Source organism: Ruegeria sp. CDSC085, assembly GCF_059610465.1.
Genome location: NZ_JBXWNR010000001.1, coordinates 375,505 through 399,864 on the forward strand (window position 1 = coordinate 375,505; position 24,360 = coordinate 399,864).

Genomic DNA, 24,360 nt, shown 5'->3' on the forward strand with positions numbered 1-24,360 from the left:
AAATCGAGGGTCCAAAAGATGCAAGACAAGCCATATTCGGCTGTTCACGACGGACCGGAAACCAACGCATGAACGGACTCACCATTGTCAGAATAAGTCGTTACCCCATCAAGGGTCTGAGTCCGGAACCGCTGAACACAGTACTTTTGAGCGCTGGCGAGGGTATTCCTGGTGACCGCCTCTTCGGCTTTGCTCGCTACAATTCCGGCTTTGATCCAACTGCCCCCAAGCCACTTCCCAAAGACCGCTTTGTTGTGTTGCTGAAAGAAGCCGGACTAGCCGGCCTCAAGTCACGTTTCGACGCCGCAACTCGGCAGTTGGAAATTGATGTGGACGGCAGCACCCACTACTTCAACATGAGTGAACCCCAGGGGGAAACAGACGCCGCCAGACTCCTTTACGATACGCTGGGCCTACAGGATCCTGAACCGCCAAGATTCGTGTCTTCGCACCCACATCGTTTCACTGATGTTTCAGTCGTTTCACCGAAGATGATGAATGCGATATCGGTTCTCAATTTAAGCTCTGTTGATGCGTTAAGCAGAAAGCTGGGCACAGACATCCACCCGGCCAGATTTCGGGCGAATATTGAAATTGATGGATTACCTCCGTTTTCTGAGCTGGACGCTGTCGGTTCCACCTTTGTTTTCGGCAATGTCAGGCTGCGAATACTTTCGCGGACGAAGAGATGCGCCGCTACCGAAGTGAATCCTGAGACGGCCCAACGAGACTTGAAAATCCCGTTCATACTTCGAAAGCACCTGGGCCATATGGATATGGGTGTTTACGTTGAGGTGCTGGATGGCGGCACCCTTTCTGTGGGCCAAAATGGGAAACGCTTGCAGGAATGAGCGGCCCAATTGATCAGACACTCACAAGGGACCAGGGCTTTAACAGTATTCACTGAGCGCGATCAGAATAATCTCTGCACGAGAATAGGCCGCGTAACCGGCTGGAATTACGTCATGAATCCGGATCAGGAAACGGAAGAAACGTGAGATGGGTATGAGTGACGGTGCTGTCAGACGAATTCGAACCAGTCTCTATTAGGCCAGTGACGCTGTCCTTTATCCAGCGCCAAGTTCGCGCCACTCGGCAAGAGCGGCGCTGCGTTTCAACTTGAAGGTGTCTCGGCTGATCAGCGATCTTTCCTGGTTGAAGTGGTTGTAGACGGAGGAGTGGACGGAGGCGAATTTCTGTAGACTTCGCATACGCCTAAATCATTGCATCGCGCGTTCGCGTCGTCGAAACGGCAGGTGCGAGTTCTCGACGCGGTTGTTGAGTCACCTTCCCGTCTTTTGTGTTTCGAGCGCGCCCAGCTCTCTGAGCGCGGCTCTGTATGAGGCGAAGCGATCCGTGACGACGTTTTCCGCTTTACTATGTCCTTTCATCAATTTCCTGAGGAATTTCAACGCGACCTGCTTTTTTCGGCCTTTGGTGACGACTGCTTCCAGTACTTCGCCCTCATGATCTACAGCCCGCCAGAGGTAGTGCCTCTTGCCATTCACCTTCACGAAAACCTCGTCCACGTGCCACTTCCATTTGGAGAACGCGCGCAGCCGCTGAACACGCTTCCGTCTGATCTCAGCAGCAAACATCGGGCCAAACCTGTTCCACCAATATCGGACAGTTTCGTGGCTCACGTCGATGCCTCACTCGTGCAGCAGATCTTCGACATTCCGAAGCGAGAGCGGGAAACGGATGTTCAGCATCACCGCAAGCCGGATGATCTCGGGGCTGGTTTTGAAGTATTTGAAAGAGGCAGGTCTGGTCATGGGCAAAAGCTACGCAACCACCCTGACCCACTCAAGCAAAGTTCTTCTGACAAGACCATAGCGGGAACCGGACATACATCATAACTGCCAGGCGGATGATCTCAGAGCTGGTCTTAAAGTAGCGAAATGGATTGGGTTTTGTCATCCCACGAAACTACTGAACCATCCTACCCGCCTCAAGCCGGTTTCCTCTGACACTGCCGCTGAAGCTAATACGCGCCGCTGCCGATATTCTGAACTGAGTTCCTCTTGCGTCAGCAGGATTTGATATTCACTGGACTTACGGCGCCTCACCCCTAAGCTTGTAGCATTTTCCGAAAGAGGGGCCGGCATGTTGAGCAGAACCGCTTCACACGTTTTCGTGGCATGGGTTTGGCTGTGTTTCACAGTTTTGTCTTCCAAAGCTGACGTGTTGCATCATTGGGTCCAACTCGGACCCGACGACGAAATCATTGTAAGAGCAATCTCTGCCTCGCCTGACTGCCCCCTGTTGCAAATCGATGGTCAGGCTGTTGCGATGAAAAAGCGAGCGATGCCACAGGACCAGTTTCCTCATCTGGTTTGCGAATACCGCGCGCCAAAACTGGCTCAGAAGATAATGCTTGAAGGAAATCCGCTGCCAACGCTCAATCCAAGCGTGCAACGGATTGCCGTGATCGGGGATACCGGGTGCCGAATTCGCGGCACCAGAGTACAGAACTGCAATGATCCAACCGCTTGGCCGTTGCATTCCATCTTGGAGGAAATCGCATCCAGATCGCCGGATCTGGTTATCCATGTTGGTGACTACGTGTATCGGGCATCGGAATGCCCGGACGCAGAAAAATGCGGCGGATCTCCTTTTGGTGACACCTTCAACTCCTGGTCCGCAGATTGGCTGGACCCGACGGACAGTCTGTTCAGGCGCGTCCCTTTTGTCTTCCTGAGGGGCAATCACGAAAACTGTGGACGCGGCGACAAAGGGTGGTTCCGATATTTCGAAGCCGGGCCTTTTCCCAGGAGTTGTCCCGCTGTAACCCTGCCGTGGATTGCTTCCGTGGATGGCCTTGATCTGATTTCGTTTGATTCCTCAGCTGGCCCGGCACCGCAAAGCAGCCCCGACCTGTCAAATGTCTACGCACGAATGGCCAGAGACGTATTTGCAAAAACCAGCGGCGAAGCTTGGTTTCTCACGCACCGTCCACTTTGGGTGAACATGCACGCATTCGGAGAACTGATTGATGGTGACGACACACAGCGGACGGCGTTCAGCAGGTTCATTCCAGAAACAGTCAACCTTGTTTTGTCAGGTCATATCCACGCCTTTCAGGCGATCGATTTACTGGACGGGCCAGTGCAGGGGATAAGCGGCAATGGAGGAACGCAGCTTGATCCTATGCCTACCGATATTGCTTCCACCCTTGAAGTTGCTGGCAGCCTAGCAAGTATCATAGTCAGCAATAGCGATTTCGGCTTCTTGATGTTGACCTTGGAAACAGATGGTGGCTGGTCGATGGACGCAATAGATGCAGAAGGAAAATCCCGGAATCGATGCCGTCTTATCGGCCGTACGCTTTCTTGCGAGTACGCAGAGTGACCTAGGTTCTGGACCTATTAATTTGGTTGTCGTCATCCCGCCTGCGTGATTCATGCCCGTGAGTTACAGGGGTATCACATGAGCAATCTATTCTGGTTGACTGACGAGCAGATGGCGCGGCTTCAGCCTTACTTTCCGAAGAGCCATGGCAAGCCCAGAGTTGATAGCCGGCGCGTGCTGAGCGGGATTATCTGTCCGTCGTCAGAGTTTTTGGAACCAAGAGCGGTGCTGTCAGACTAATTCGAACTAGTCTCAGATTGCCTCGGAAACCGCGAACCTATCCGGAACAAAGTTGACGCCACTCGCTAAGAGCGCGGCGCGGGGCAGCTTGAAGGTTTCTCTGGTTGCGAGCGATCTTTCCTGGTTGAAGTGGTTGTTGACGGAGGAGTGGACGGAAGCGAATTTCTGTTAACTTCGCATGCGCTTGAACCGTTGCATCGCGCGTTCGCGTCGTCGAAACGGCAGGTGCGAGTTCTCGACGCGGTTGTTGAGCCACCTTCCCGTCTGTTGTGTTTCGAGCGCGCCCAGCTCTCTGAGCGCGGCTCTGTATGAGGCGAAGCGATCCGTGACGGCGTTTTCCGATTTACCATGTCGTTTCATCAATTTTCTGAGGAATTTCAACGCGGTCTGATTGTTTCGGCGTTTGGTGACTACGGCTTCCAGCACCTCACCTTCGTGATCAACAGCCCGCCAAAGATAATGCCGCTTACCATTCACCTTCACGAAAACCTCGTCCACGTGCCACTGCCATTTGGAGAACGCGCGCAGCTGCTGAACACGCTTCCGTCTGATCTCAGCAGAAACATCGGGCCAAACCTGTTTCACCAATATCGTACAGTTTCGTGGCTCACGTCGATGCCTCGCTCGTGCAACAGATCTTCGACATTCCGAAGCGAGAGCGGGAAACGGATGTACAGCATCACCGCAAGGCGGATGACCTCGGGACTGGTTTTGAAGTATTTGAAAGAGGCGGGTTTGGTCATCCCTAAACGCTACGCAACCGCCCTGCCCCGCTCAAGCAAAGTTCTTCTGACAAGACCATCGCCATCTCTGGATCACCGAATTACGTGAACCGAACACCTGGCATGATGCACGACTCTGTTCGCAGTGGAACCAAGAAATATATCCTCGAATCCCGGCTTGTGCGAAGCCAAGACGATGCAATCAACGTCGATCTGATTTGCGAAGTCGACAATAGCCCTACCCGCATGCCCGGAGATGAGCTGTACCTTCGCGCCGGAAATTTCAGAGGCAGTCTGATGCAGGTTTTCCAATATCTCATGCCGCGTATGTGCAAGCACTTCGCTTGGAATCTGAGACCCTACATATGCCGGAATGGGCTCTTGGACGTGTACAACGGTGAAAACAGCGTCAGTATCAGCCAATTGGCGCGCGGCCTCAAACGACGCTTGTGTGTCGTGTTCTTGGTCCAGAGCAACCGGGATCAGGATATTCTTGTACATTTGACTTCCTATCTACTGCTCCGATGATTTAATTTTGGTTTTTCGGCAGCAGGAACCCTACACAGGCTCAGACTTTGAATATTTCCCCGCGCTCTTTGTAGAGGCTGCAACATCACCAACTGTTTTCTCAACAGCTTCAGCTTTGGTTTCAGCGACATAAGATGCACAACGGGACACGGTTTCGAACCATTCCTGCGCGTCAGCAACCAACCGCTCAGCCGAATGGCGCTGCCATTCCGCCATGCTCTGAAGGGCTTTCAATGGATCGGACGGGTTCGCGGAAGACATATTGCGTGCAGCTTGTAGAGCCGTCCGGACTGCCTCATGACGCCGTTCGAACCAATGCTGCGCAAAGGCCTCTGTTTCTTCGAGCAGTTTTTCTTGTGCGTCCCAAAATTGTTCGATCTGGGCACCGAAGGCCGGATTGCCGGACATGGGCGGCTGCATTTGCTTAAAAACATCCAACAGTGAGGTCGGGCTGATTGTGTTAGATTTCATTGTCGGCATCGAAAGCTCTTCCTCATTTCCGAATGAGTTATTGTGCCAAGTGCGGCGCGCTTTCGCCTTAATACAGATCAATATCACTTTTTAGGTATCTTTGGCCTAAGCTGCGACGGGACACTCGCATTCTCTCCGTCATCGGTTCCTAGCAGGCAGGGTTGGGGTTAGAGTAGTCTAGACAAGAACTTAACGCTTGGTTTTCTATGCACATTGCCGGCTTTCTGATTACCCTTGGTGTCCTCTTCCTTGCCGGATTGGCGGCCGACCAACTTGGCCGGGCCACGCATCTTCCTCGTGTTACAACCTTACTCTTCCTCGGTCTGATCGCAGGGAACGCTGGAATGGGGTTAATCCCGATCGACTTTGCAATGTGGTTCGACGAGATATCCATTGTGGCCTTGACGATGGTCGCGTTCCTTCTTGGAGGATCTTTGACCCGCGAGAACCTGGTTCGGCATGGTCGAGCCATTCTGACGATTTCGATTTCAATTGTGGTTGCAACCCTTGTTATTGTGTCTGCTGGACTGGCCGCGATTGGCGTACCGTTCGGGTTGGCGTTGGTGCTGGCGGCAATTGCCACGGCTACAGCTCCGGCCGCTATGACAGACGTGATCAAACAATCCGGGGTGTCCAGCAGCTTCACTGAGACATTAAAAGGCGTAGTCGCAATAGATGACGCTTGGGGTCTGATCGTTTTCAGCATCGCCTTGGTTCTGGCCGGTCATTCGGACGGTTGGGCCACCGTCACGACCACAGCGATGTGGGACTTCGGAGGGGCGATACTGTTGGGTTTCGCTCTAGGCACGCCATCCGCTTACCTGACCGGCCGCTTAAACCCGGGAGAGCCAATGCAGGCAGAAGCAGTGGGCATAGTCTTTCTTACAGCGGGCCTCGCGCTTTGGCTGGAGGTTTCATTCTTGGTAGCAGGCATGGTTGCGGGCGCAGTTATCGGGAATCTTGCCCGCCATCACAACCGTGCTTTTCATGAGATCGAGCACATTCAGTGGCCATTCATGATCCTGTTCTTCCTGTTGGCTGGCGCCACATTGGATATCGAAGCCTTCGGCTTGATGGGCTGGGCTGGTGCTCTTTTCCTGATCTTGCGCGCCGTTGCCCGCCTTGTCGGGGGTTATTGCGGAGCGAGACTGGGCGGCCTGCCTCGCCGTCAGACCCACTGGTACGGTCCCGCTTTGTTGCCACAAGCTGGTGTCGCGGTAGGAATGGCACTCGTTGCCGGAGAGCAATTTCCGAATTGGGCCGCGTCCATCATGGCCTTTACTCTAGCCAGCACTGTGGCCTTCGAAGTGTTGGGGCCGCCAATGACTCTCATGTCAATCAGACGCACGGCTGATACGGATTAGTAAATCGGCCTGTGACTAGTCAGTCTGGATCGATTCCAAAAAGGCGAGCAAATTCGCCAACGGCAGGCCTACCATTATCCGTTGCCCATTGGGCAAAGCCACCGCGATTTGTTGGTCTGTCTCAAACACCGCGCCAAAGATTGGCATTTCGCCACCATGGGCGAGCAATTGTGAACGACCATCAATCTGTTCAGCTATGCGATCTATTGGATACACACCGTCGTTTTGGCCCGCCAACTTGGTGAGGTCGGACGTTCGAATAGCCAGCATTTCCGCCATTGGCCCGTCTCCGGTCGCTTCGAAACCGTGACATTGCCAGCAATACGTCCGGTACAAATCACGTCCGTCATCGACGCTGACGTCCTGCGCCAGAACGGGTCCCGTGACGAACAGTGCAAGTAAAATCCCGCTAACAATCTGCATATGCTCCTCCAATTTACTGCCCCGGATGCAGATCATTTAAACCGCATCCTTAAGAAACTTCTTTGACCTTGCTCATGTTGCACGCTTCAGCACGAAGATTGGTTTTTCGGTCGAATGGCGCTTGAGCGCGCGCCAAGTCCAATCTAGGAGGCCTCCAACTACGCCACGTCGTCATTGACCTCACCCCCCTTGCGCCCTGGCGGCAGTCCTTCCAGCGCGTTCAAATGCCAACGAATTCGCCAGAGGTGATGCGACACGCGATGCTACCATCTGAGAGCATCCAGTCGAGCCCAAGGTTGGTAACAGGTTCCAGAGCATTCAGAATAGCATTCTACCCTAAATCTCAAACCGCCTCACATGTTTGCTTTGCCTTTAAGTCCGAAGGCAAACGACAGTTGGTTGGGATTCAGCCTCGCAGACCGGCGGCCGCGAGTTGATTGACATAGATCAAAGCACCAATAGGAATCACATAGTGAAATACGAATGTTTTAGCGTGTTCTACGTTCACCGGTCTGTCCCCAAGCAAACACAAAGGTGAACGGAATTCTTAAGGAGTGGAAGTTCCACCCACCGGGGGCTCGGCAGAAGTGGTGGCGAGCCCCCAGTTAGTTTATTGGCGCACAATGCGCCCAAACGTTGAGACACAAGGCGTTCGGTGGAGCTTTGACCATCGGATTGAGCCGCTCCGCCAATCGCGGACAAAACCGAGAAGGACGCCACCGACGACGTTCTGAATGGGCAGTTGGTGGAAATCGCTTATGAACTCTGTTGATCCAAACGAACAGAAACTCAGACGAGCCCTTACTACCCCGTTGCTCACGCTTTATGGCCTTGGGGTAACGGTCGGAGCGGGCATTTACGTTTTAGTCGGCGCAACAGCAGACATTGCCGGACCGTTTGCGGCGTTTTCGTTCGTTGTAGCCGCGCTTGTCGTATCACTCACCGCGCTTTCGTATGCAGAACTCGCAACACAATTTCCTGTCAGCGCAGGTGAAGCCGCCTATGTTGAGGCGGGATTTCAGAAGAGATGGATGGCGGTTTTCGTCGGGCTCGCGGTCGCAGCTTCGGGGATTATCTCGGCCTCTGCTGTTGCAATTGGCGCAGCGTCATACCTGCACGCTTTAACCGGATTTGCGATCCCTTTTTTGACCATCAGCGTCGTTTTGATCATGGGTCTAATCGCGCTTTGGGGGATCACTGAGTCGGTCTTCGTTGCGGCTGTCATTACAATCATCGAGATCGCAGGCCTACTCTTTGTGATTGGCTGGGGTATGTCGATTCAAGATCCGCAGGGATACGGGATCAGTTCAATGCTTCCCCCGCTTGAACTCGACGCGTGGAGAGGCATTTTCGCGGCATCACTCCTCGCCTTCTTTGCATTTGTTGGCTTCGAGGACATGGCCAATGTCGCGGAAGAGGTTAAAGACCCCGTGCGCACCATCCCAAAAGCGATTATGCTAACACTCGTTCTGGCAACCGTGTTGTATCTTGGAACCTCAATGACGGTTCTACTTGTTGTTCCGATCGATGTTCTTTCGACGTCCGCAGCACCCCTCGCGCTTGTGTTTTCAAACGCCCCCGAGGTGATTAAACAGGGCTTTTCCGCAGTCGCGATTTTGGCGACAGTCAATGGAGTACTTATCCAGATGATCATGGCCTCGCGGGTGATCTACGGACTAGCAGACCGTGACCATTTGCCGAAGGTTCTGGCGATAGTGCCTAAAGCAACGCAGACACCCGTTGTTGCTACTTTGCTGGTCGTGGTAATCATCGTTCTGCTGACCCAAGCTGTGCCGATTGGGACTCTGGCAGAACGCACATCCCAGATCGTTCTGGGCGTCTTTGTGCTCGTCAACATTTCGCTGATCCAGCTGAAGCTGCAGCCGGACGAGGCCGCCAAGCATTTCCGCGTTCCTATTGTGGTACCGATCCTTGGGGTGATCACCAGTGCATTGCTTTTCGGATCTGGATTTCTCTAACTAGACAAAACAACCCAAAGGCCTCAACGAGCTGCCATGGCATATGACGACTGACCAAACTTCCATAGGATCAAAACTTTCGGCCTGGTGGCATAGAACGTTTGTGGATCTGGTTCTGCAGCTGCAATGGTCCTATCTGCCGCCATTGATGGTCTATTTTGCGGCCGGCGTGTCCGGGCTGACCTCAGTCGTTGGCGCTTTTTTCCTAAAAGACTATCTGGATTTATCCGCCTCTTTCGTTGCAGGACTCGCATTTTGGGCCGGTATCCCTTGGATACTCAAAATGCCGCTTGGCCATGTCGTGGACCTGTTCTGGCGCTGGAAGTCCCTGCTGATCGTGTTCGGCGCATCCCTGATCACGTTGTCTCTGCTCTTAATGTATGGGCTTGTGACCGCGCCTACGCAAATGGCATCCATTATGCCACTGGAAGAGTGGTATGTCGTCGCGTTGCTGTTGGCGCCTTCGGGCTATGCCATTCAGGACGTAGTTGCTGACGCCATGACCGTTGAGGCGGTCCCAAAGGTTGACCAGCACGGCCTACCCTTTACGCCTGAAGAAGCCCGTGCACAGCACACAACAATGCAAACCTTGGGCAGAGTCTCGATCATTTCCGGGTTTGCGGCGGTTGCGGCTGTAAACATCTGGATATTCTCTGGAACCGAAGAACTGCAAAAACCCGAACGCCTTGCGCTTTATGGCCAAGTGTATCTGATAGCACTGGCCATACCCTTGTTGTCGGTCAGCGGAGTCGTTCTTCACAGCTTGATCCAGCGTCAACTTGCCAAGCGAGGTCACCCGCCCCACACACCGGATGAAGTCACCGAAGTCAAATGGTCCATATTGCTCGGCGGTCTCGCATTCGTTGTGCTTAGCATCGTGCTGGGGACCGCAGATTTCGAATTTGCGCAAGAGACTGTTTTTGCGGTTTCCCTGACTGTGATCCTGTACCTAATGTCGCGTCTACTGAAAGAGCTGGAACCAGCCCAAGCCAAAGCCTTGATCGGGACAGCGACAACCATTTTTGTATTCCGTGCCGTTCCTCTGCCGGGACCAGGCCTGACTTGGTTTGAAATCGATGAACTGGGGTTCGATGAACAGTTCCTGGCAATCCTGGCTTTGTTGACTTCGCTACTGGCGTTGCTGGGGTTGATTGTTCTCCGACCGTTTATGGCCAATCGTTCGATTGCGCATGTGGTCGTATTGCTGACAATCGCTGCGGGCGTTCTAGCCCTGCCCAACCTTGCCCTCTACTACGGCGTGCATGAATGGACAGCCGCGCGTACCGGCGGAGTTGTCGACGCAAGGTTCATTGCCATTCTTGATACAGCCGTTGAATCGCCGCTTGGGCAGATTGCCATGGTCCCGATGTTGGCTTGGATCGCCCGCAATGCACCCGTTCAGTTGAAAGCGACCTTTTTTGCGGTAATGGCATCGTTCACAAACATGGCATTGTCGGCCAGCAGCCTCAGCACCAAGTACCTCAACCAGACGTACGTAATCACGCGCGCTGTCACCAACCCTGAGACCGGTGAGGTCACGTCGACTGCAGACTACAGTCAGCTTGGGTACTTGCTGATCTCCGTGGCCCTAATCTCAGTGATCGTTCCACTGGCCACAGTGTTCTTTGTTCAAAACTCACGCTTCCGAACGAGCGAATGATCACTGGCTTTCTACCTCTCCTAGCAGAGCTCTGAGATGTGAGACCGGGACGCCGATGTTTGAGCCTCCGAACTCGGGCAGGATCGCAGCATTGATGGCAACGACTTCACCCCGCCGATTCAATGCAGGCCCCCCGCTCCCACCGGTCGTGGTCTCGGCATCATAAACGATGGCGCTCCCACTTATCCGCGCAACGATCCCTTTGCTTGCCAACGGGTGTATCTTGCTTTGTGTAGAAAGCCGGGACGCTATCGACCAGAAGTTCAATGTTCCTTCTGCTTCCAATTCCTCTAAAAAGCCTGGCCCAGCCTGCGCGATCAAAGCTTTCAAACCCGTTGGATATCCCAACAGGTAAAGCTCTTCGCCGACGCGCGATGCGGCATCCGCCAACGGAATTCCGAGGCCCTGAACGCGGCTTGGCTCAACTGCCAAAATCGCCAAGTCTGCCACGTCACTGAACCTGACCAAACGCGCCTCTATTGGTTCGGTCTGATCAGGCAAATAGGCCAGCAGCCTCAACATTTCAGGCTCGAGACCAGCGTCGTTCAACGCCTTCTCTCGATCCCCTGAGGTCCAAGGCAACGCAACATGACGGTTGGTGACCATCAATGAGCCCCCTTCAATCAGAAACCCGGTTCCGGTGAACTGAAATTCCGCAGGTTCGCCGGTCCCGTCCGGTTCGATCCAAGGCTGGCCAAACGGGGTTTTCAGGTTTTCTTCCTTCGGCCCCAGCACGTGCCGCAAAATCTTCCCGCTTTCCACGTGGCGCAGCCCATAAGCCCCCTGAAGGAAAGCGACGGATCGAGTGGAGGCAGCGATCACCCGCGTGGGTGCCCCTGCCCGTTGCTCCAAGGTTCCAAGACGCTGCTCGGTCGACAAAACCTGGTTCTCAAAAGCGTCACGCAACGAAGCCAAGTCATCAGGCGTAAGTGCATCTTCTCTCGTCTGGGCGAGCATAAACGCGACCGCTTCGATCTTGCGGGACTCTTGTTCGATACTATCCGCCAAGCGCTGGTCGTTTTGATAAAGCAGGTACCCAAACCCCGCGATCACAAAAAGTGTGGCAAGAACTGTGATCCTGAACAGTACCGTGGTTTGAGACGCAAGACGCCGCCCGCTATCGCGCAGAGCACCAGACATCTTTTTAGCGAAAGGTCGACGGCTCGTTCGGGTGTAAGCATATGCGTCACTGAGGATATCTTCGACTGTGTGATGTGCGGGAAATGAGTGGTCGCACAATCTGTATCGAGACATTGGGCCCTTTTCGCCGAACTCGATCATGTCGCCATGCCTCAGAGACGCCGATGAGGCATTTTGCCCGTTTACCCATACATTGCGCCCTGCTGACGCGGTTATCGTGTAACCTTCGTCAGCCCAATGTAGGGTGGCAATATCGTTATCATGGGGAGGCAGGTCATCCCTAGGTCGAAGGCTTAGCACCCTTCCACCGTCAACTGAAACAGTTAGGGTTTTATCGAAAAGCCAGTTCACGTTTCCGCGCGATGGACCTGTCAGGCTCTCCAGAAAGGCCCGTACCTCACCTTCACCACCATTCCCTGAGGGTGTCATGCCGCTCTCTTCTGGTTTTCGCATTGTGGTCCCCTATCCAAACGCGTGAGAGCATTCTACCACGCTGCTTCACCAAACCCATGGTCTGGCGCGAGCGTTAAAAAACCTATATATACAATAACTTAAAAATTGATCCAGGATTTTACCAAAGAAAACTATCAGTCCGCAGCTCGAAGAAGGCCGATCCATGATCGGCCCTTTGCTTTGGCATTTTCAAGCACCGTCTCGCGCCAACAGACCGTCTTTTTCGACGATACCTTGATCTTTCGGCTTGGATCGTGTGGCTCAGTCTTCGGCGTCGCCCGTTCACTTCATCAGTGTCCGAAAAGCACTGGCAACCTTGTCTGCTCCAACATTGCTTGCGTCGTTCCCCCAAATACCGACTGACGCAAATGGGAATGCCCGTAAGCGCCCATAATAACGAGGTCGGCCCCCAATTCTCGTGCGCGTTCCTGAATGCAATGTTCTATTGAATTCCCGCCGCGCGGGAACTGCGAGACGGTCACGGTGCAACCGTGATGGCTGAGCCATCCAGCTAGGTCAGTTCCGGGCACTTGACCTTCTACGTCATCAGGCGTCGGCAAATCAAAACACCCAATCACAACTTCGTTGGCCGCCAGAAGAATGGGTAAAGCTAAATGCGCAGCCCTAGACGCAGGCAGGCTATCATTCCATGCTAAAAAAATGCAGTCGCGTTGGGCAAACGGATCTCCATTGACCATCAGGGCGACCGGTGAATGAAACAATACTCCGTACGCGATCTTATGGAATAGATCGGGGTCCTTTCGCAATTCAGCGTCTAGAAAGGCGATATCTGAACTATTGGCTTCGCCTGCCACAAGATGCTGTAACTCTGTTCCAGATCCCATAAAGGCATTTACATTTGCAGATACGCCCTGCCCGACCAAAAGCGCTTCAACTTCTGTGGCGCGGGACTTCAAGGCGGCATTTTTTCCGTAAAGAATATCCAACCAGTTTGAAGGAAGACCCGCCTCAACGAACCTGTTTGATCCATACTTTAGGTAAGGCAGGTTGGGCAAGTCCGCGATCAACACGCAATTCAAGTGACTGTTCTGGTTACGGGCATTTTCAGCGCATTCCAAAATCGACGCGTCGTCAGTATCAACTCCTACATAATAGGCCACTGTTCTGTGTTGCATTCCTGACCTCCTTCCGGGATTTCAATTCGCCCAAGAGTCGCGCGCACGGGTTTAACCAACGAAGAGACAATGTTGTTGCTCGCTCTTCTTATTTCGGCAGCATGAAGAACTCTTCCAGCACAATCTTGCCTTCCGCCACCGAATACACTGCGATCTCGCGCAGGGTCATACGCTCACCCGTAGCCTTCTGAATCACTTCAGCTCTGAAGCGGACTCCAAAGCGGTTGGGTGGGTGGACGTAGGGGCCATCCACTTCTAGTTCTTGGATTTCATGCGACGCCAACCAATCCTCTCTTTTTCCCTTGATGGCTTCTCGCCCCTTTGAAACGCGGAATTGTCGAACTGGAGGCACGACAGCCTCTATCGACTGTGCGTTTTCGGCATACATTTCATCAACACTTCCAAGGCCCCTGCGCTCACGCATGGCCTGAACGAAGGACCTACCGATTTCAATCAACTCTTCCATGAATCCCCCCATATTTACCATTGACTGTACCACTTCTTGCCCGCTCAAATCTTGACAAGGATCAATAAGCATATTGATGGATTCTCGCTGGACTCTCAGCAACCGTTCGTTTCACGTGCATCAGAGACCGGTCGCCAGCCCGAACCGGACATTCAAACTCATTCTTCGCGAGGTGCTTAAGCGCGCGTGACCTCCCACTGGCCGCTTTTGCTGGAACCGGACGTTAGTTTTATCAGGACCGACGTCCGGGTTGCGGACAAAGCTGCCGTTAGCTACAACAAATTCCGATGACCGCTTTCGGCGTACCTTAACACTACCAGGATATGTTCTCCTGTGTTGGCGGTAAAACACACTTTACGCACATGTGCCTGTCTCCAACCATGGCTCGAAAAGGAATATCTTAAAACCGCCATCCCGCATCTGTTAGGGCTGAAATCACTTCGTCCGATAGGTTTGGACTGGAATAAAATGCTGCTAGAACAAGATCTGGCCTGAACTCTGGCCACGACTGTTTCAATTGATTCAAGGTTGCATGTGCCTCTTTGGATTTGCCCAACCTTTGATAGGAAGCCGCCAAAAATACCAAAGACAGTGCACTGACGGGGTCACCATTGTCACTCGCAAATTTCAAAGACGCGATTGCTTCCCTAAAATCACCGATGTGAAAACTGGCAACCGCGTGAATGTTCCTGTGGGCAAACCGATGACTTCCTATCTCTCTGCGGTGGCTTGGGTCGCTGACGTCATACGCTTCTTCAAAGCGACCCATAACCAGTAGTATCACGCCGCGAAAGTCCAGAACGTTTCCGTCATTGGGTCGAAGCGACTGCGCGAGTGCTGAATACTCCAATGCTCTGTCATAGTCGCGGGAAACGTAAGATACCCATGCCATTGCCGATTGGCTCCAGCCGTTTGAGGGCGCAATGTCCACAGCTTTCTGAGCCATTTGTCCTGAATTCAGTATCAGCGCGTCACGCTCTTCCTCGTCTCGCGTTAGTAGAGCCTGGGTTCCCAGACTGTGGGCCAATCCGGCATATCCACAGTAAAAATCGGGAGCCTCATTTATTGCTATTCTAAATATGTCGCTGGCCAGGATCTGGTTGTCGATAGTTGCGATTGGAAAGAGCAGGCCCCGAGCTTGATCGCAGTAGTTTGACGCCTGTACTGCAGCGGGTGATTTAGCGGATAGAGCCTGTCGCTCAAGTGAGCGCGCGGATGTCTTTGGGTTGAGATCAACAACCTGTTCCATGCGCCCGCCCAAGAAGTAAGCAAGGGCAATGATCGCTATGGTGACAGCAGGGATGCCAATCAGCCAGGGTAATCCTGGCCTGAATGGCGTATGATCGACATTGCTCCGAATTGTACCAGAGCGGTCCTCGAACCAAGGCGCGTAGCCGCCGCTATCAATGTGAATGCGCAGATTGTCTCCAGCACCTGCCGTTTCATAGTACTGTTGGAGCTTCCGCCGTAACCGCCCTGCATCCACACGGACAACATTGATGTGGCCGTCATCACTGGCAAAACTCTTGAAGTAGACATCCTGAGCGATCGTTTTGCCAAGAATAGCCTCGGACCTGCCTTCAATGGCCTCTTCAACTACGTAGTTCAAGAAGTTCCGCAGGCGTTCCGCCTTGGCGAACGTGTCACTGGTCAACACGCGTTCCAAGGCTTCCCTTACGCGGGTTGGATGCCGTTCCGGATCAAGTGTCAGATCTTGCTCAGCCATCTCGCAAATCAAGTTTTGCTGTATTTTCAAAACAATACTGCCGCCTGACCAACTGGATGTCACCCTAATTTCACGGTGTTACCCTACCGCGATACGCCTTGTGCCCTCAAGCTCGTGCTCAGAGAGGAACCAAGTGGCCGGATGATGACAGACGTCAGTTTACTAGAACTCACTTTCCCTGACCAAATCAACCGCATCCGCCACATGCGAAAGACTCATCATGGATTTGAGACGCTTTGCCAGGATTTCGAGCTGCTCTCGGCCGAGTTGGAGAGACCGGAGAAGGTCAATAAAACAACTCCAGCATGTCTGATCGATCCCGTCACGGAAAGCCTTGATGGCCTGGCTGAAGAAATCGCCGAACATCTTTCTTGGGTCATCCAATCAGAAATCGTCCCGAAATCAATTTCAGAAGTGGCTCCCATATTCACAAAGGCTCGAACAAAGGACTGAAAATATGCTGCAAGACAGATGCAATAAATCGATTAATTCACTCGGCGCACTCGCCGCCGCAGCGACATTGTTCGCCACTAGTGCGCTCGGTCAGGCTCCTCCAGTAAAGGAGCCCTCATCCCAAGAAGATATTGAGGCTGCACTGACCGGCGGCGTCCCCATGGGGCGTTGGAAAGAAGGTCTGACCTTTGAGGGCATCTCTCCACAACCGTGGTTGAAAAGCGCGGCAAACTGGTTCCCACGCACAGAAGATGTACAGCCCAATGAGATGAGAATTATCTTCATGGGATCTGCCCCGTTCATTCGCCCTGGGCAAATGAACACGGCGATTCTTGTTGAGCTGGGCAACGGTAAGATTTTCATGTTCGACATTGGTGAAGGCTCACCTGCAAACATCATTGCCAGCGGATATGCACTGAATGAAATCACTGATGTTTTTATCACGCACCTGCACGTAGACCACTTTGGTGGGTTGCCGTACCTGTGGATGTTCGGAACTTGGGCAGGTGGATGGCACGAGCAGTTGACGGTCCATGGCCCATCCGGCCGCACCAAAGAGTACGGCACTGCAACGATGGTAGAAGGCATGAAAATGATGACCGGATGGCACCGGGACGCGTTCAGTGTCTTTCCCGTTGGCAAAGGTTGGGACATCGAAGTCAACGAATTTGATTTCCGTGACAATGGTGGCGTGATCTATGACGAAGACGGGGTCAAAGTCACACATTGGCAAAGAAGCCATGCCAAAGACGGTGCGTCGGGATACCGGATGGACTGGAATGGCATGTGCTTTATCTGGACAGGTGACGGTCGACCCAACATGATCGACATTCCTTTTGCCAAAGGCTGTGATGTCTTCGTCACGGAACAGCAGCAGGAAATCATCGAAATCTCCTCTGGAGTTCAAGGCGTGCCGCCCTTCCTCGGGCGTTATACCGTCGATACCCATCATACGCCCAGCTACGCTGCCGGCTACATTGCCAATCTGGTACAACCCAGGCTTCTGATGAACACTCACATGAGCTATGACCCATATCAGATCGAGGAAACCGTGGCGGAAATCCGAGAGCACTGGAAAGGCCCCTATCACTTTGGAGCGCCTGACGGGATCGTTGTCAACGTCACCAAAGATCAGATATGGGTTCGCGAAGGCATATTGCCCGAGTTTCCGAACTCAAGAGCGCCGCAGTTTGACTTTAGCAATGGTCAGTTGATCGTGCCCAAGCCGCCGCATCAGCGTGAAGACATTCAAGAACCCTACGTGCGCGATATGGAGATCGATCCTAAGCTGTACTATCCCGAAGGATATCATCCTGAATTGCTGACCGAGTGGCCAGTTGATGACGATCTTGTTGTTCCTCTGGATGCGCTTCCCGAAAATCTGAAGGAAAGTATGGGCGCGGCGTGGCGCCATCGTGAAGCCAACCGCAAAGTGTTGGAAGAGCAAAACGGCAATTAAGTCATCATGACAAACAGGGCGATCACTCGTAAGCTCGGGTGGTCGTTCAAACTTTCCGGAAACATCACGAAGGAATGAAGTCTTGTTAATAGTACTCGGCCTCTACTTTGGAATAGTCTGGTTGGTCTTTTCCAAGTTTCACCTTCTCCCCTGGAATGGGTTCTGGAAAACTCTGGTTTACGGTGTAGCTGCTGTTATCGCTCTGGTGGTCATCGGTGCGCTGAACCACACAACTCCGACTGGCCCGGTATCCATTCAGGGTGTTTCAACGAATATTGCTCCGAATGTGGCCGGCACGGTTACAGAAGTCATTGTCGAGCCAAACCAGGAAGTCGCAAAAGGCGAGCCTCTGTTTCGAATAGACAATGAGGTGTATAAAGCCGAGGTCTCTCGGCTCGAAGCCGTCTTGGAAACTGCAAAGTCATCTGCCGATCAACTGGTATCAGATTTATCAGCTGCCGAGGCCGAGATTGAATCCTTGACTGCTCAGCTGACTTTCGGAATTCAACGTCGTGATGACATCATCCGTTTGGAAGAACGCGGGGCATCAACCACGTTCCAACTGCAAGAGGCTGTCTCAACCATCGACCAGTTGACCGCGAATATCCGCGCAGCCGAAGCCCGGAAGACAAGCCTTGAGCGGCGTATCGCCGCGAAGATCGACGGGCGTGACGCAGGTGTTGTGGAGGCTGAACAGACGCTTGCGCAAGCTATTTGGGATTTAGAGCAAACAGTTGTGAAAGCTCCGGGAAACGGCGTTGTTACGGCTGTTTCACTCCGACCAGGTAACCGCGCCACTCCGCTACAAGGGGCAATTACTTTTGTCGAACCTGGAGACTATGCAATAATTGCTACTCTTCCCCAATCCAGTCGAGCCAATGTTTCGGTCGGTGACGAAATCCGGCTTGCATTTAGAACGGAACCCGGTGGAGAAATTACCGGCCGTATTTCAGATTTTCCGGTCGGAACTGTCGAAGGTACTGTTGATCTAAGATCAGGTCTTCCCTCGTTGCGGGAACTAGCTGGGATATCCAGCTACATCGTTTTGGTTGAACTACCTGCAGATGCAGACAGTAATTCATTGCAATTTGGAACGTCAGGAACAGCTTTGGTCAAGACAGACAAAGCCGGAGCCATTGGTGTTTTGGCAGAGATCCTTTTCTGGATCACCAAAAAGCTCAATTATCTTTGAAAAACCTGACCAAAGCATCGGTGTCATCAATGAAAACTGTCGAACTCAAATCCTTGGTATTTCGGTGGCCCGGTCAACACGATCCGGTGCTCTCAGTCGATAACTTCGATCTTGAGGCCGGGGAAAGCGTGTTTATGAGAGGCCCCAGTGGCAGCGGAAAGACCACGTTGCTTTCGGCGATTGCCGGCGTGATCGATGTACCGCAAAGCGCGGTTCGCGTTGCAGGCACGGATGTCGGGGCTTTGACCGGAGGTGATCGTGACCGTTTTCGCGTGGATCATCTGGGGATTGTTTTCCAAGTCTTTAATCTTTTGCCTTGGCTCAGTGCGCTTGAAAACACGTTGTTGCCCTGCCGATTTTCAGCGCACCGTCGCAATCGATCGGGGCCAGCCCCCAAGGCTACCGCAACACGGTTGCTAAGTGAGCTGGGTCTTGAGGATACTGAGCTCATCAATCGACCTGCCAGCGCACTGAGTGTTGGGCAGCAACAACGCGTTGCGGCGGCGCGTGCTCTGATAGGGGCGCCTGAAGTAGTTTTGGCGGATGAACCCACCTCGGCTTTGGATGAGGACGCAAAAGGCTCGTTTGTCCAGTTGTTGTTGAAGGAATGCAAAGCATCAGGGGCGAGTTTGTTATTTGTCAGCCATGATCGCAGCCTAGAAAAACACTTCGATCGGAGCGTTGACTTGCCGATGCTGAACGCGGGCAAAACGTGATGTTCAATCTTTGTTTTAAAAGCCTTCTCAATCGCCGCTTTATCGCTACGTTGACTGTACTTAGCATTGCCTTGAGCGTGGCTTTGATTGTTGGCGTTGAACGACTGCGAACAGAGGCACGAGCGGGTTTTGCCAACTCTGCATCAGGTATCGACCTGATCATTGCGGCACGCGGAAACGATGTGCAGATCCTGATGGCAACGGTTTTTGGTGTAGGCACAACAGGCGCTGGTATCAGCTGGGACAGCTACGAGATGATCGAAGATCTGCCCCAGATAAGCTGGACAGTGCCGATCATGATGGGTGACAACCATCGTGGATATCCCGTGATCGGAACGTCCGAGCAATATTTTGACCACTTTCGTCATAGTGCCGGCCAGCAACTGATATTTGCTGAAGGTGTTCCATTTAAATCTCCAGATGGCGCAGTAATTGGAGCAAAAGTTGCTCAGGCTTTCGGGTACACGTCAGGCACTGAAATCGTGAATGCCCATGGCTCAGGGGAAGTCGCCTTTGATGTGCACGACGAAGCGCCATTCACAGTGACCGGAGTGCTGGGGCATACCGGGACGGCCGTCGACAGAATGGTTTTTGTCTCACTCGAGGGTTTTGACGCCTTACACGAAGAACCTACATCAGAGGGTGCGGACCCGTTTGTTTTGGTCGATGCACCTGAAGTCGCCGAAGAACACGAAGACCATGACACCGAGCATTCCCATAATGAAGACCACGCAGCCAGCGAATTTGCGAACAGGCATGCGGATCACGGCGAAGAACACGAAGACCATAGCCATGTGGAGTTAGACGAGCCTGACGAGCACGAAGAAGGGCATCAGGAACATGACGACAGTCATGCCCACGAAAGCGACCATGAAGACGAGGCGGAAGCTGTCAGGACTTCTGGCGAGCACGATCACGGTGGCCATGATCATGAACCGGGGGCCATCAACGCGATTTTTGCCGGGCTTGAGGAGAAGACAGCGGTGCTTTCAGTTCAACGGCAACTGGCAGACCATCGCGACGAGGCACTGACTGCTGTTCTTCCTAATGTTGCGCTGTTGCAGCTTTGGTCGATTACGAGTACGGCCGAGACTGCGCTGCGTCTGATGGCAGGCGCTGTGGCAGTGGCTGGAATGATCGGCATGGTGGTCATGTTGTCTGCTTCGCTCGACAACCGGCGGCGTGAATTTGCGATCCTTCGATCCGTGGGCGCAACACCAGCCGGCGTCTTTTCCCTGATCTTGCTTGAAGCCGTTTTATTGTTGTCGGCCGGCATCGTGCTTGGAGTAATCGCGCTCAGCGCTCTCACGCTCGTGATAGATCCGATTCTTGCCGCAAATTTTGGGCTCCGCATCGGTGTTGACCTGCCGAGTTTTCGCGAGGTTCTTCTCATAGCCCTCGTTTTCTGCTCTGGTCTTCTTGCCAGTATTATACCTGCGTTAAGGGTGTACCGTATGACGCTATCAGACGGACTGTCGGTGCGGCTTTGAATAAGAGGATCCGCTGAAATGAAGACCATTGCGCATTTTCTGAATATCTTATTCGCCCTTGCGATTGCGGGGCCTCTTCTTGCAGCGGATCCGCGCAACATAAGTTGGCAGGATCTCCTTCCTGAAGAGCGGCCCTACCACGATCCTTTTGCCACCCTAGAATATTCTCAGGTCAATGCGTTGGCCATGCTTTATCGGATTGAGGTTCTGCATGCGGACACTGCGGATGACAAGAAGCGCGCCGAAGCGGTTCAGATCCGCGAAGACCTCGTATCTCAAGGTCTTGATCCAGATTGGTTGTTTGAACAACGCGAAATTGTGATGAACCAACGGTTGATTGCCGCGCGCGAACCGAACCTTGACCTTTTGGGGGAGAACGTGCGCCTTCCCGGCTATCTCCTTCCCCTGGATATTGTTGACCAAAAGGCGGTCGAATTCCTTCTGGTTCCGACAGTTGGAGCCTGCATTCACACACCACCACCTCCAGCCAATCAGATGGTCTATGTGCGATACGAACAAGGCTTCGAAATCGACGAGTTGTATAAGCCAGTCTGGATAAGCGGGGAAATGCGGGCACTGAGCAGGTCCCAGCCACTCAATTACGTGGACGGCCAGGCCAACATCGAAACCTCATATGCGATGGATGCGCTGTCGGTAGAAATCTATGACTGATCAGTCAGACTAGAGGTCCGTTCTATGGCTTCACCGGGATACATCTTTGCACCACACCCCTGTATCAGGATCTTTGGTTCGTGTAGATGTGACGCTGCAAATCTCCCTGAAGCTCCTTGATGATCAATACGGCGATTTTTTTGTCACAAACCGCCATTTTGTGACCACACCAATCCGCGCGCATGGGTTTCACAAGTACACCCGGCAACCCTCGCTGGTTAATCTGCTTATCATAAGTAGCGAGAACTCTTTTTCATTGCTCTTGATCGATCATGTTGTCTCTTTGACTTATTGATCAGAGTTCTTAATCGAATCGCATACCGCGCTTGTAAGCCGCCTTTCGTGCGTGTCTGCAAAGCAACGGGGTGGCAGCCTCATTCGGTCCGAGCGGCTCTAAGCGGTCTGCGGAAAAAAGGCGTCACAATTGAAAGGCGGGCATCCGACAAACCAGACGGTTCTTCCACCTATCACCTGACGGTGGGAACAGGAGGAGAGTCATGACGAAGACTGGCGAAACTGCCGATCTGGCCGCCATGGGGCGATCGGATCTGGTCACGCTTTGGCAGCAACTGTTTGATCAACCAGCCCCCGCCATGCTCAGCCAACCCTTCCTGCGCCGCTTTATCGCCTTTGAGATGCAGTCCCGCCGTCATGGCGGGCTACCCCGGCAAGTCAAAGCCACGCTGGAAAAGGGCTCTGGGAAGAAACCCCGGCCTACATGCCCTGCCCTAAAACCCGGTGGGCGCCTGCTGCGTGATTGGAATGGCGTGACACATGTAGTCGACGCTACAGAGGACGGTTTCACTTGGAACGGTCGGTCCTATCGCTCGCTCTCGGCCATCGCCCGAGAGATTACCGGCGCGCATTGGTCAGGGCCGCGTTTTTTGGGGCTCACCGGCAAGGCGGCCAAATGAGCCCGCGCCGTAAAATCCGATGCGCCATTTACACCCGCAAGTCCTCAGAAGATGGTCTGGATCAGGACTTCAATTCGCTGGATGCGCAATATGAGGCCTGCGCGGCCTATGTCGCCAGCCAGCGGCAGGAAGGCTGGAGCCTTTTGCCAGTCCGCTACGATGACGGTGGCCTGTCGGGCGGCACCTTAGAGCGCCCCGCCCTTCAGCGCCTTCTTGAAGAGATCGATGCAGGGCGTATCGACATGGTCGTGGTCTACAAAATCGATCGGTTGACCCGATCGCTTGCCGACTTCTCCAAGCTGGTCGACCGGCTGGAACAGGCGAACTGTTCTTTTGTGTCCGTCACACAAGCATTCAACACCTCCTCATCCATGGGTCGGTTGACCCTGAATGTGCTGTTGTCCTTTGCTCAGTTTGAACGGGAAGTCACCGCCGAACGTATTCGCGACAAGATTGCAGCGTCGAAGAAGAAGGGGCTTTGGATGGGTGGCAACCTGCCTCTGGGCTATGATCGCCACCCCGATCCGAAGGCAAGAACGCTGGTGGTGAATGAGGAGGAGGCCAGAACGGTCCGGCATCTCTTTGGGCTCTATGACGAGCTGGGTTGCCTGCGCAAAGTAGAAGATCAGGCAGCGGCAGAACGGCTGCGGTCAAAACGGGTTGTTCGGGCGGATGGAAGCGTGAAGGGGAATTTTCTGCTGTCACGCGGCCAAATCTATTACCTGCTGCGCAACCCGGTTTATCTCGGAAAAATCCGCCACAAGGATAAGATTTGGGACGGACAACACCCGGCGATCATCGACCGAGGCGTTTGGGATCGCGTACAGGAGAAAATGCGACAGGCATCGAACCGCTCCCGGGCACGCGGCGGCTCCGATACGCGCCAACGCTCCAATGACCCCGGCGCCTGGCTCACCGGTTTGATGCAGGACGAAACAAGTGACCGGTTGACGCCAACCCACACCACACGTAAAGACCGATGGTTGCGTTACTATGTTTCCAACAGACTGATCTCGGGCGGCAAGGATATTTCCGGCTGGCGACTGCCCGGCCCCGCGCTGGAAAACGCCGTCATTGATGTCATCGTAAGACATCTGCAAGACGCCGCCGCCGCGCACCCGGTACTGGCGCAGCCGGAGGCCGGATCAGCCGAGGCAGTGCAGACTTCAGTTGCGGATTTTGTGGCCCGGCTTCAAGGCCAAGGCGGTCAGGTCGGCGCTGGTATTCTGGCCAACGGCAGAATTGCACGGGGCCAGATCGACCTCGAATTGAACCGCAAAACCCTAGCAAGCGCACTTGGAATCGCCGTGGACCATCTGAACCCGGATCTTAAACACATCACAGCATCCTTCGATCTGCGCCACCACGGTGTCGAGGCCAAGGTCATCGCGGGAGACATGGCGCCACAATCCGATCCTTACCTTCGGTCCATGTTGATCCGCGCCCATGGCTGGGCCCGTGATCTGAAAGCCGGGGTTCAATTGATGGAGATTGCACGCCGTGAAAGCGTTCCCGGCGCTTTCATCCGTACCCGCGCCCAGCTCGCCTTTCTCTCACCGAAGATTCAGGCCGCGATTCTCGATGGCACACAGCCGCCCGAACTCACACTCAAGCGTCTGGTCAGCGTGCCCCACCCACTTGACTGGTCCGAACAGGAACACCTGTTCGACTTCTGACACTTCCAGATTCCGCCTCCCTGATACAGGATTCCCCCTCCCTGATCCGCCGGCACAATTCCCTGTTCGTGCGAGAGAATTCCCTGTTCCACCTTTTAGGGAATTTGCAACATAAGCCTCTGAAAAACA

The 24,360-nt window shown here is 53.6% G+C and carries 20 protein-coding genes and 3 pseudogenes; 14 read left to right on the forward strand and 9 right to left on the reverse strand.

What is annotated here, in order from left to right:
• Positions 1-68: 68 nt before the first annotated feature.
• Positions 69-851, forward strand: coding sequence for an MOSC domain-containing protein (locus tag AC2FJB_RS01900; RefSeq protein WP_496681203.1), 783 nt, complete (start codon positions 69-71; stop codon positions 849-851).
• 216 nt (positions 852-1,067) lie between these two features.
• On the opposite strand, the pseudogene AC2FJB_RS01905 reads toward AC2FJB_RS01900, so the two are convergent.
• Positions 1,068-1,775, reverse strand: a pseudogene (locus tag AC2FJB_RS01905) (IS6 family transposase).
• A gap of 517 nt (positions 1,776-2,292) precedes the next feature.
• Between AC2FJB_RS01905 and AC2FJB_RS01910 the strand changes: the two are divergent.
• Together AC2FJB_RS01910 and AC2FJB_RS01915 are read left to right on the forward strand one after the other, a co-directional pair.
• Entirely contained in the window at positions 2,293-3,351 is a 1,059-nt protein-coding gene (locus AC2FJB_RS01910) for a metallophosphoesterase family protein (protein ID WP_496817701.1), read from the forward strand.
• A 78-nt stretch (positions 3,352-3,429) separates the two neighbouring features.
• Positions 3,430-3,543: pseudogene (locus AC2FJB_RS01915) on the forward strand (IS5/IS1182 family transposase); the annotation flags it as partial.
• Between the two features lie 85 nt (positions 3,544-3,628).
• Here the strand turns inward: AC2FJB_RS01915 and AC2FJB_RS01920 are convergent.
• The 3 genes and pseudogenes from AC2FJB_RS01920 to AC2FJB_RS01930 form a co-directional block, all read right to left on the reverse strand.
• Positions 3,629-4,334: pseudogene (locus tag AC2FJB_RS01920) on the reverse strand (IS6 family transposase).
• Positions 4,335-4,406: 72 nt separating this feature from the next.
• Positions 4,407-4,814, reverse strand: a complete 408-nt coding sequence (locus AC2FJB_RS01925) for a universal stress protein (RefSeq protein ID WP_496719173.1) — start codon at positions 4,812-4,814, stop codon at positions 4,407-4,409.
• Positions 4,815-4,871: 57 nt separating this feature from the next.
• Entirely contained in the window at positions 4,872-5,321 is a 450-nt protein-coding gene (locus tag AC2FJB_RS01930; protein ID WP_496719174.1) for a phasin family protein, read from the reverse strand.
• Positions 5,322-5,518: 197 nt separating this feature from the next.
• Between AC2FJB_RS01930 and AC2FJB_RS01935 the strand changes: the two genes are divergently transcribed.
• The gene (locus AC2FJB_RS01935) at positions 5,519-6,676 is read left to right on the forward strand and encodes a cation:proton antiporter (protein ID WP_496719175.1); all 1,158 of its coding nucleotides are present in this window, start codon (positions 5,519-5,521) and stop codon (positions 6,674-6,676) included.
• Between the two features lie 15 nt (positions 6,677-6,691).
• Here AC2FJB_RS01935 and AC2FJB_RS01940 read toward each other — a convergent pair whose 3' ends face one another.
• Entirely contained in the window at positions 6,692-7,099 is a 408-nt protein-coding gene (locus AC2FJB_RS01940) for a c-type cytochrome (RefSeq protein WP_299894463.1), read from the reverse strand.
• 758 nt (positions 7,100-7,857) lie between these two features.
• Here AC2FJB_RS01940 and AC2FJB_RS01945 point away from each other — a divergent pair.
• Together AC2FJB_RS01945 and AC2FJB_RS01950 are read left to right on the forward strand one after the other, a co-directional pair.
• On the forward strand, positions 7,858-9,078 hold the full coding sequence (locus tag AC2FJB_RS01945; RefSeq protein WP_496719176.1) for an APC family permease: 1,221 nt from the start codon (positions 7,858-7,860) through the stop codon (positions 9,076-9,078).
• Positions 9,079-9,121: 43 nt separating this feature from the next.
• Positions 9,122-10,738 (forward strand): MFS transporter, encoded by a 1,617-nt coding sequence (locus AC2FJB_RS01950; protein ID WP_496719177.1) that lies wholly within the window; start codon positions 9,122-9,124, stop codon positions 10,736-10,738.
• Here the strand turns inward: AC2FJB_RS01950 and AC2FJB_RS01955 are convergent, their stop codons facing one another.
• From AC2FJB_RS01955 to AC2FJB_RS01970, 4 genes are all read right to left on the reverse strand, one after another.
• Positions 10,739-12,331, reverse strand: coding sequence for a trypsin-like peptidase domain-containing protein (locus tag AC2FJB_RS01955; protein ID WP_496719178.1), 1,593 nt, complete (start codon positions 12,329-12,331; stop codon positions 10,739-10,741).
• 290 nt (positions 12,332-12,621) lie between these two features.
• Positions 12,622-13,467 (reverse strand): universal stress protein, encoded by an 846-nt coding sequence (locus tag AC2FJB_RS01960; RefSeq protein WP_496719179.1) that lies wholly within the window; start codon positions 13,465-13,467, stop codon positions 12,622-12,624.
• Between the two features lie 88 nt (positions 13,468-13,555).
• Complete coding sequence (locus AC2FJB_RS01965; RefSeq protein ID WP_496681225.1) at positions 13,556-13,933, reverse strand: SnoaL-like domain-containing protein; 378 nt, start codon at positions 13,931-13,933, stop codon at positions 13,556-13,558.
• A 400-nt stretch (positions 13,934-14,333) separates the two neighbouring features.
• Positions 14,334-15,659: a tetratricopeptide repeat protein gene (locus AC2FJB_RS01970; protein WP_496682332.1), complete on the reverse strand. Its 1,326-nt coding sequence runs from the start codon at positions 15,657-15,659 to the stop codon at positions 14,334-14,336.
• A gap of 337 nt (positions 15,660-15,996) precedes the next feature.
• Here AC2FJB_RS01970 and gntH point away from each other — a divergent pair, with 337 nt between their 5' ends.
• The 8 genes from gntH (at position 15,997) to AC2FJB_RS02010 (ending at position 24,231) form a co-directional block, all read left to right on the forward strand.
• Entirely contained in the window at positions 15,997-17,571 is a 1,575-nt protein-coding gene (gntH, locus tag AC2FJB_RS01975; protein WP_496719180.1) for a guanitoxin biosynthesis MBL fold metallo-hydrolase GntH, read from the forward strand.
• A 121-nt stretch (positions 17,572-17,692) separates the two neighbouring features.
• Positions 17,693-18,763 (forward strand): HlyD family secretion protein, encoded by a 1,071-nt coding sequence (locus tag AC2FJB_RS01980; protein WP_496719181.1) that lies wholly within the window; start codon positions 17,693-17,695, stop codon positions 18,761-18,763.
• A gap of 29 nt (positions 18,764-18,792) precedes the next feature.
• The gene (locus tag AC2FJB_RS01985; protein WP_496817707.1) at positions 18,793-19,479 is read left to right on the forward strand and encodes an ABC transporter ATP-binding protein; all 687 of its coding nucleotides are present in this window, start codon (positions 18,793-18,795) and stop codon (positions 19,477-19,479) included.
• Positions 19,479-20,969, forward strand: a complete 1,491-nt coding sequence (locus tag AC2FJB_RS01990) for an ABC transporter permease (protein WP_496817709.1) — start codon at positions 19,479-19,481, stop codon at positions 20,967-20,969. The genes AC2FJB_RS01985 and AC2FJB_RS01990 overlap by 1 nt, the downstream gene beginning before the upstream one ends.
• Positions 20,970-20,987: 18 nt before the next feature.
• Complete coding sequence (locus AC2FJB_RS01995; protein ID WP_496719183.1) at positions 20,988-21,641, forward strand: DUF3299 domain-containing protein; 654 nt, start codon at positions 20,988-20,990, stop codon at positions 21,639-21,641.
• 342 nt (positions 21,642-21,983) lie between these two features.
• Positions 21,984-22,142: a DUF3489 domain-containing protein gene (locus tag AC2FJB_RS02000; protein WP_496719184.1), complete on the forward strand. Its 159-nt coding sequence runs from the start codon at positions 21,984-21,986 to the stop codon at positions 22,140-22,142.
• Positions 22,139-22,555 (forward strand): DUF2924 domain-containing protein, encoded by a 417-nt coding sequence (locus AC2FJB_RS02005; protein WP_496719185.1) that lies wholly within the window; start codon positions 22,139-22,141, stop codon positions 22,553-22,555. The genes AC2FJB_RS02000 and AC2FJB_RS02005 overlap by 4 nt, the downstream gene beginning before the upstream one ends.
• Entirely contained in the window at positions 22,552-24,231 is a 1,680-nt protein-coding gene (locus AC2FJB_RS02010; protein ID WP_496719186.1) for a recombinase family protein, read from the forward strand. The genes AC2FJB_RS02005 and AC2FJB_RS02010 overlap by 4 nt, the downstream gene beginning before the upstream one ends.
• The last annotated feature ends 129 nt before the right edge of the window (positions 24,232-24,360 follow it).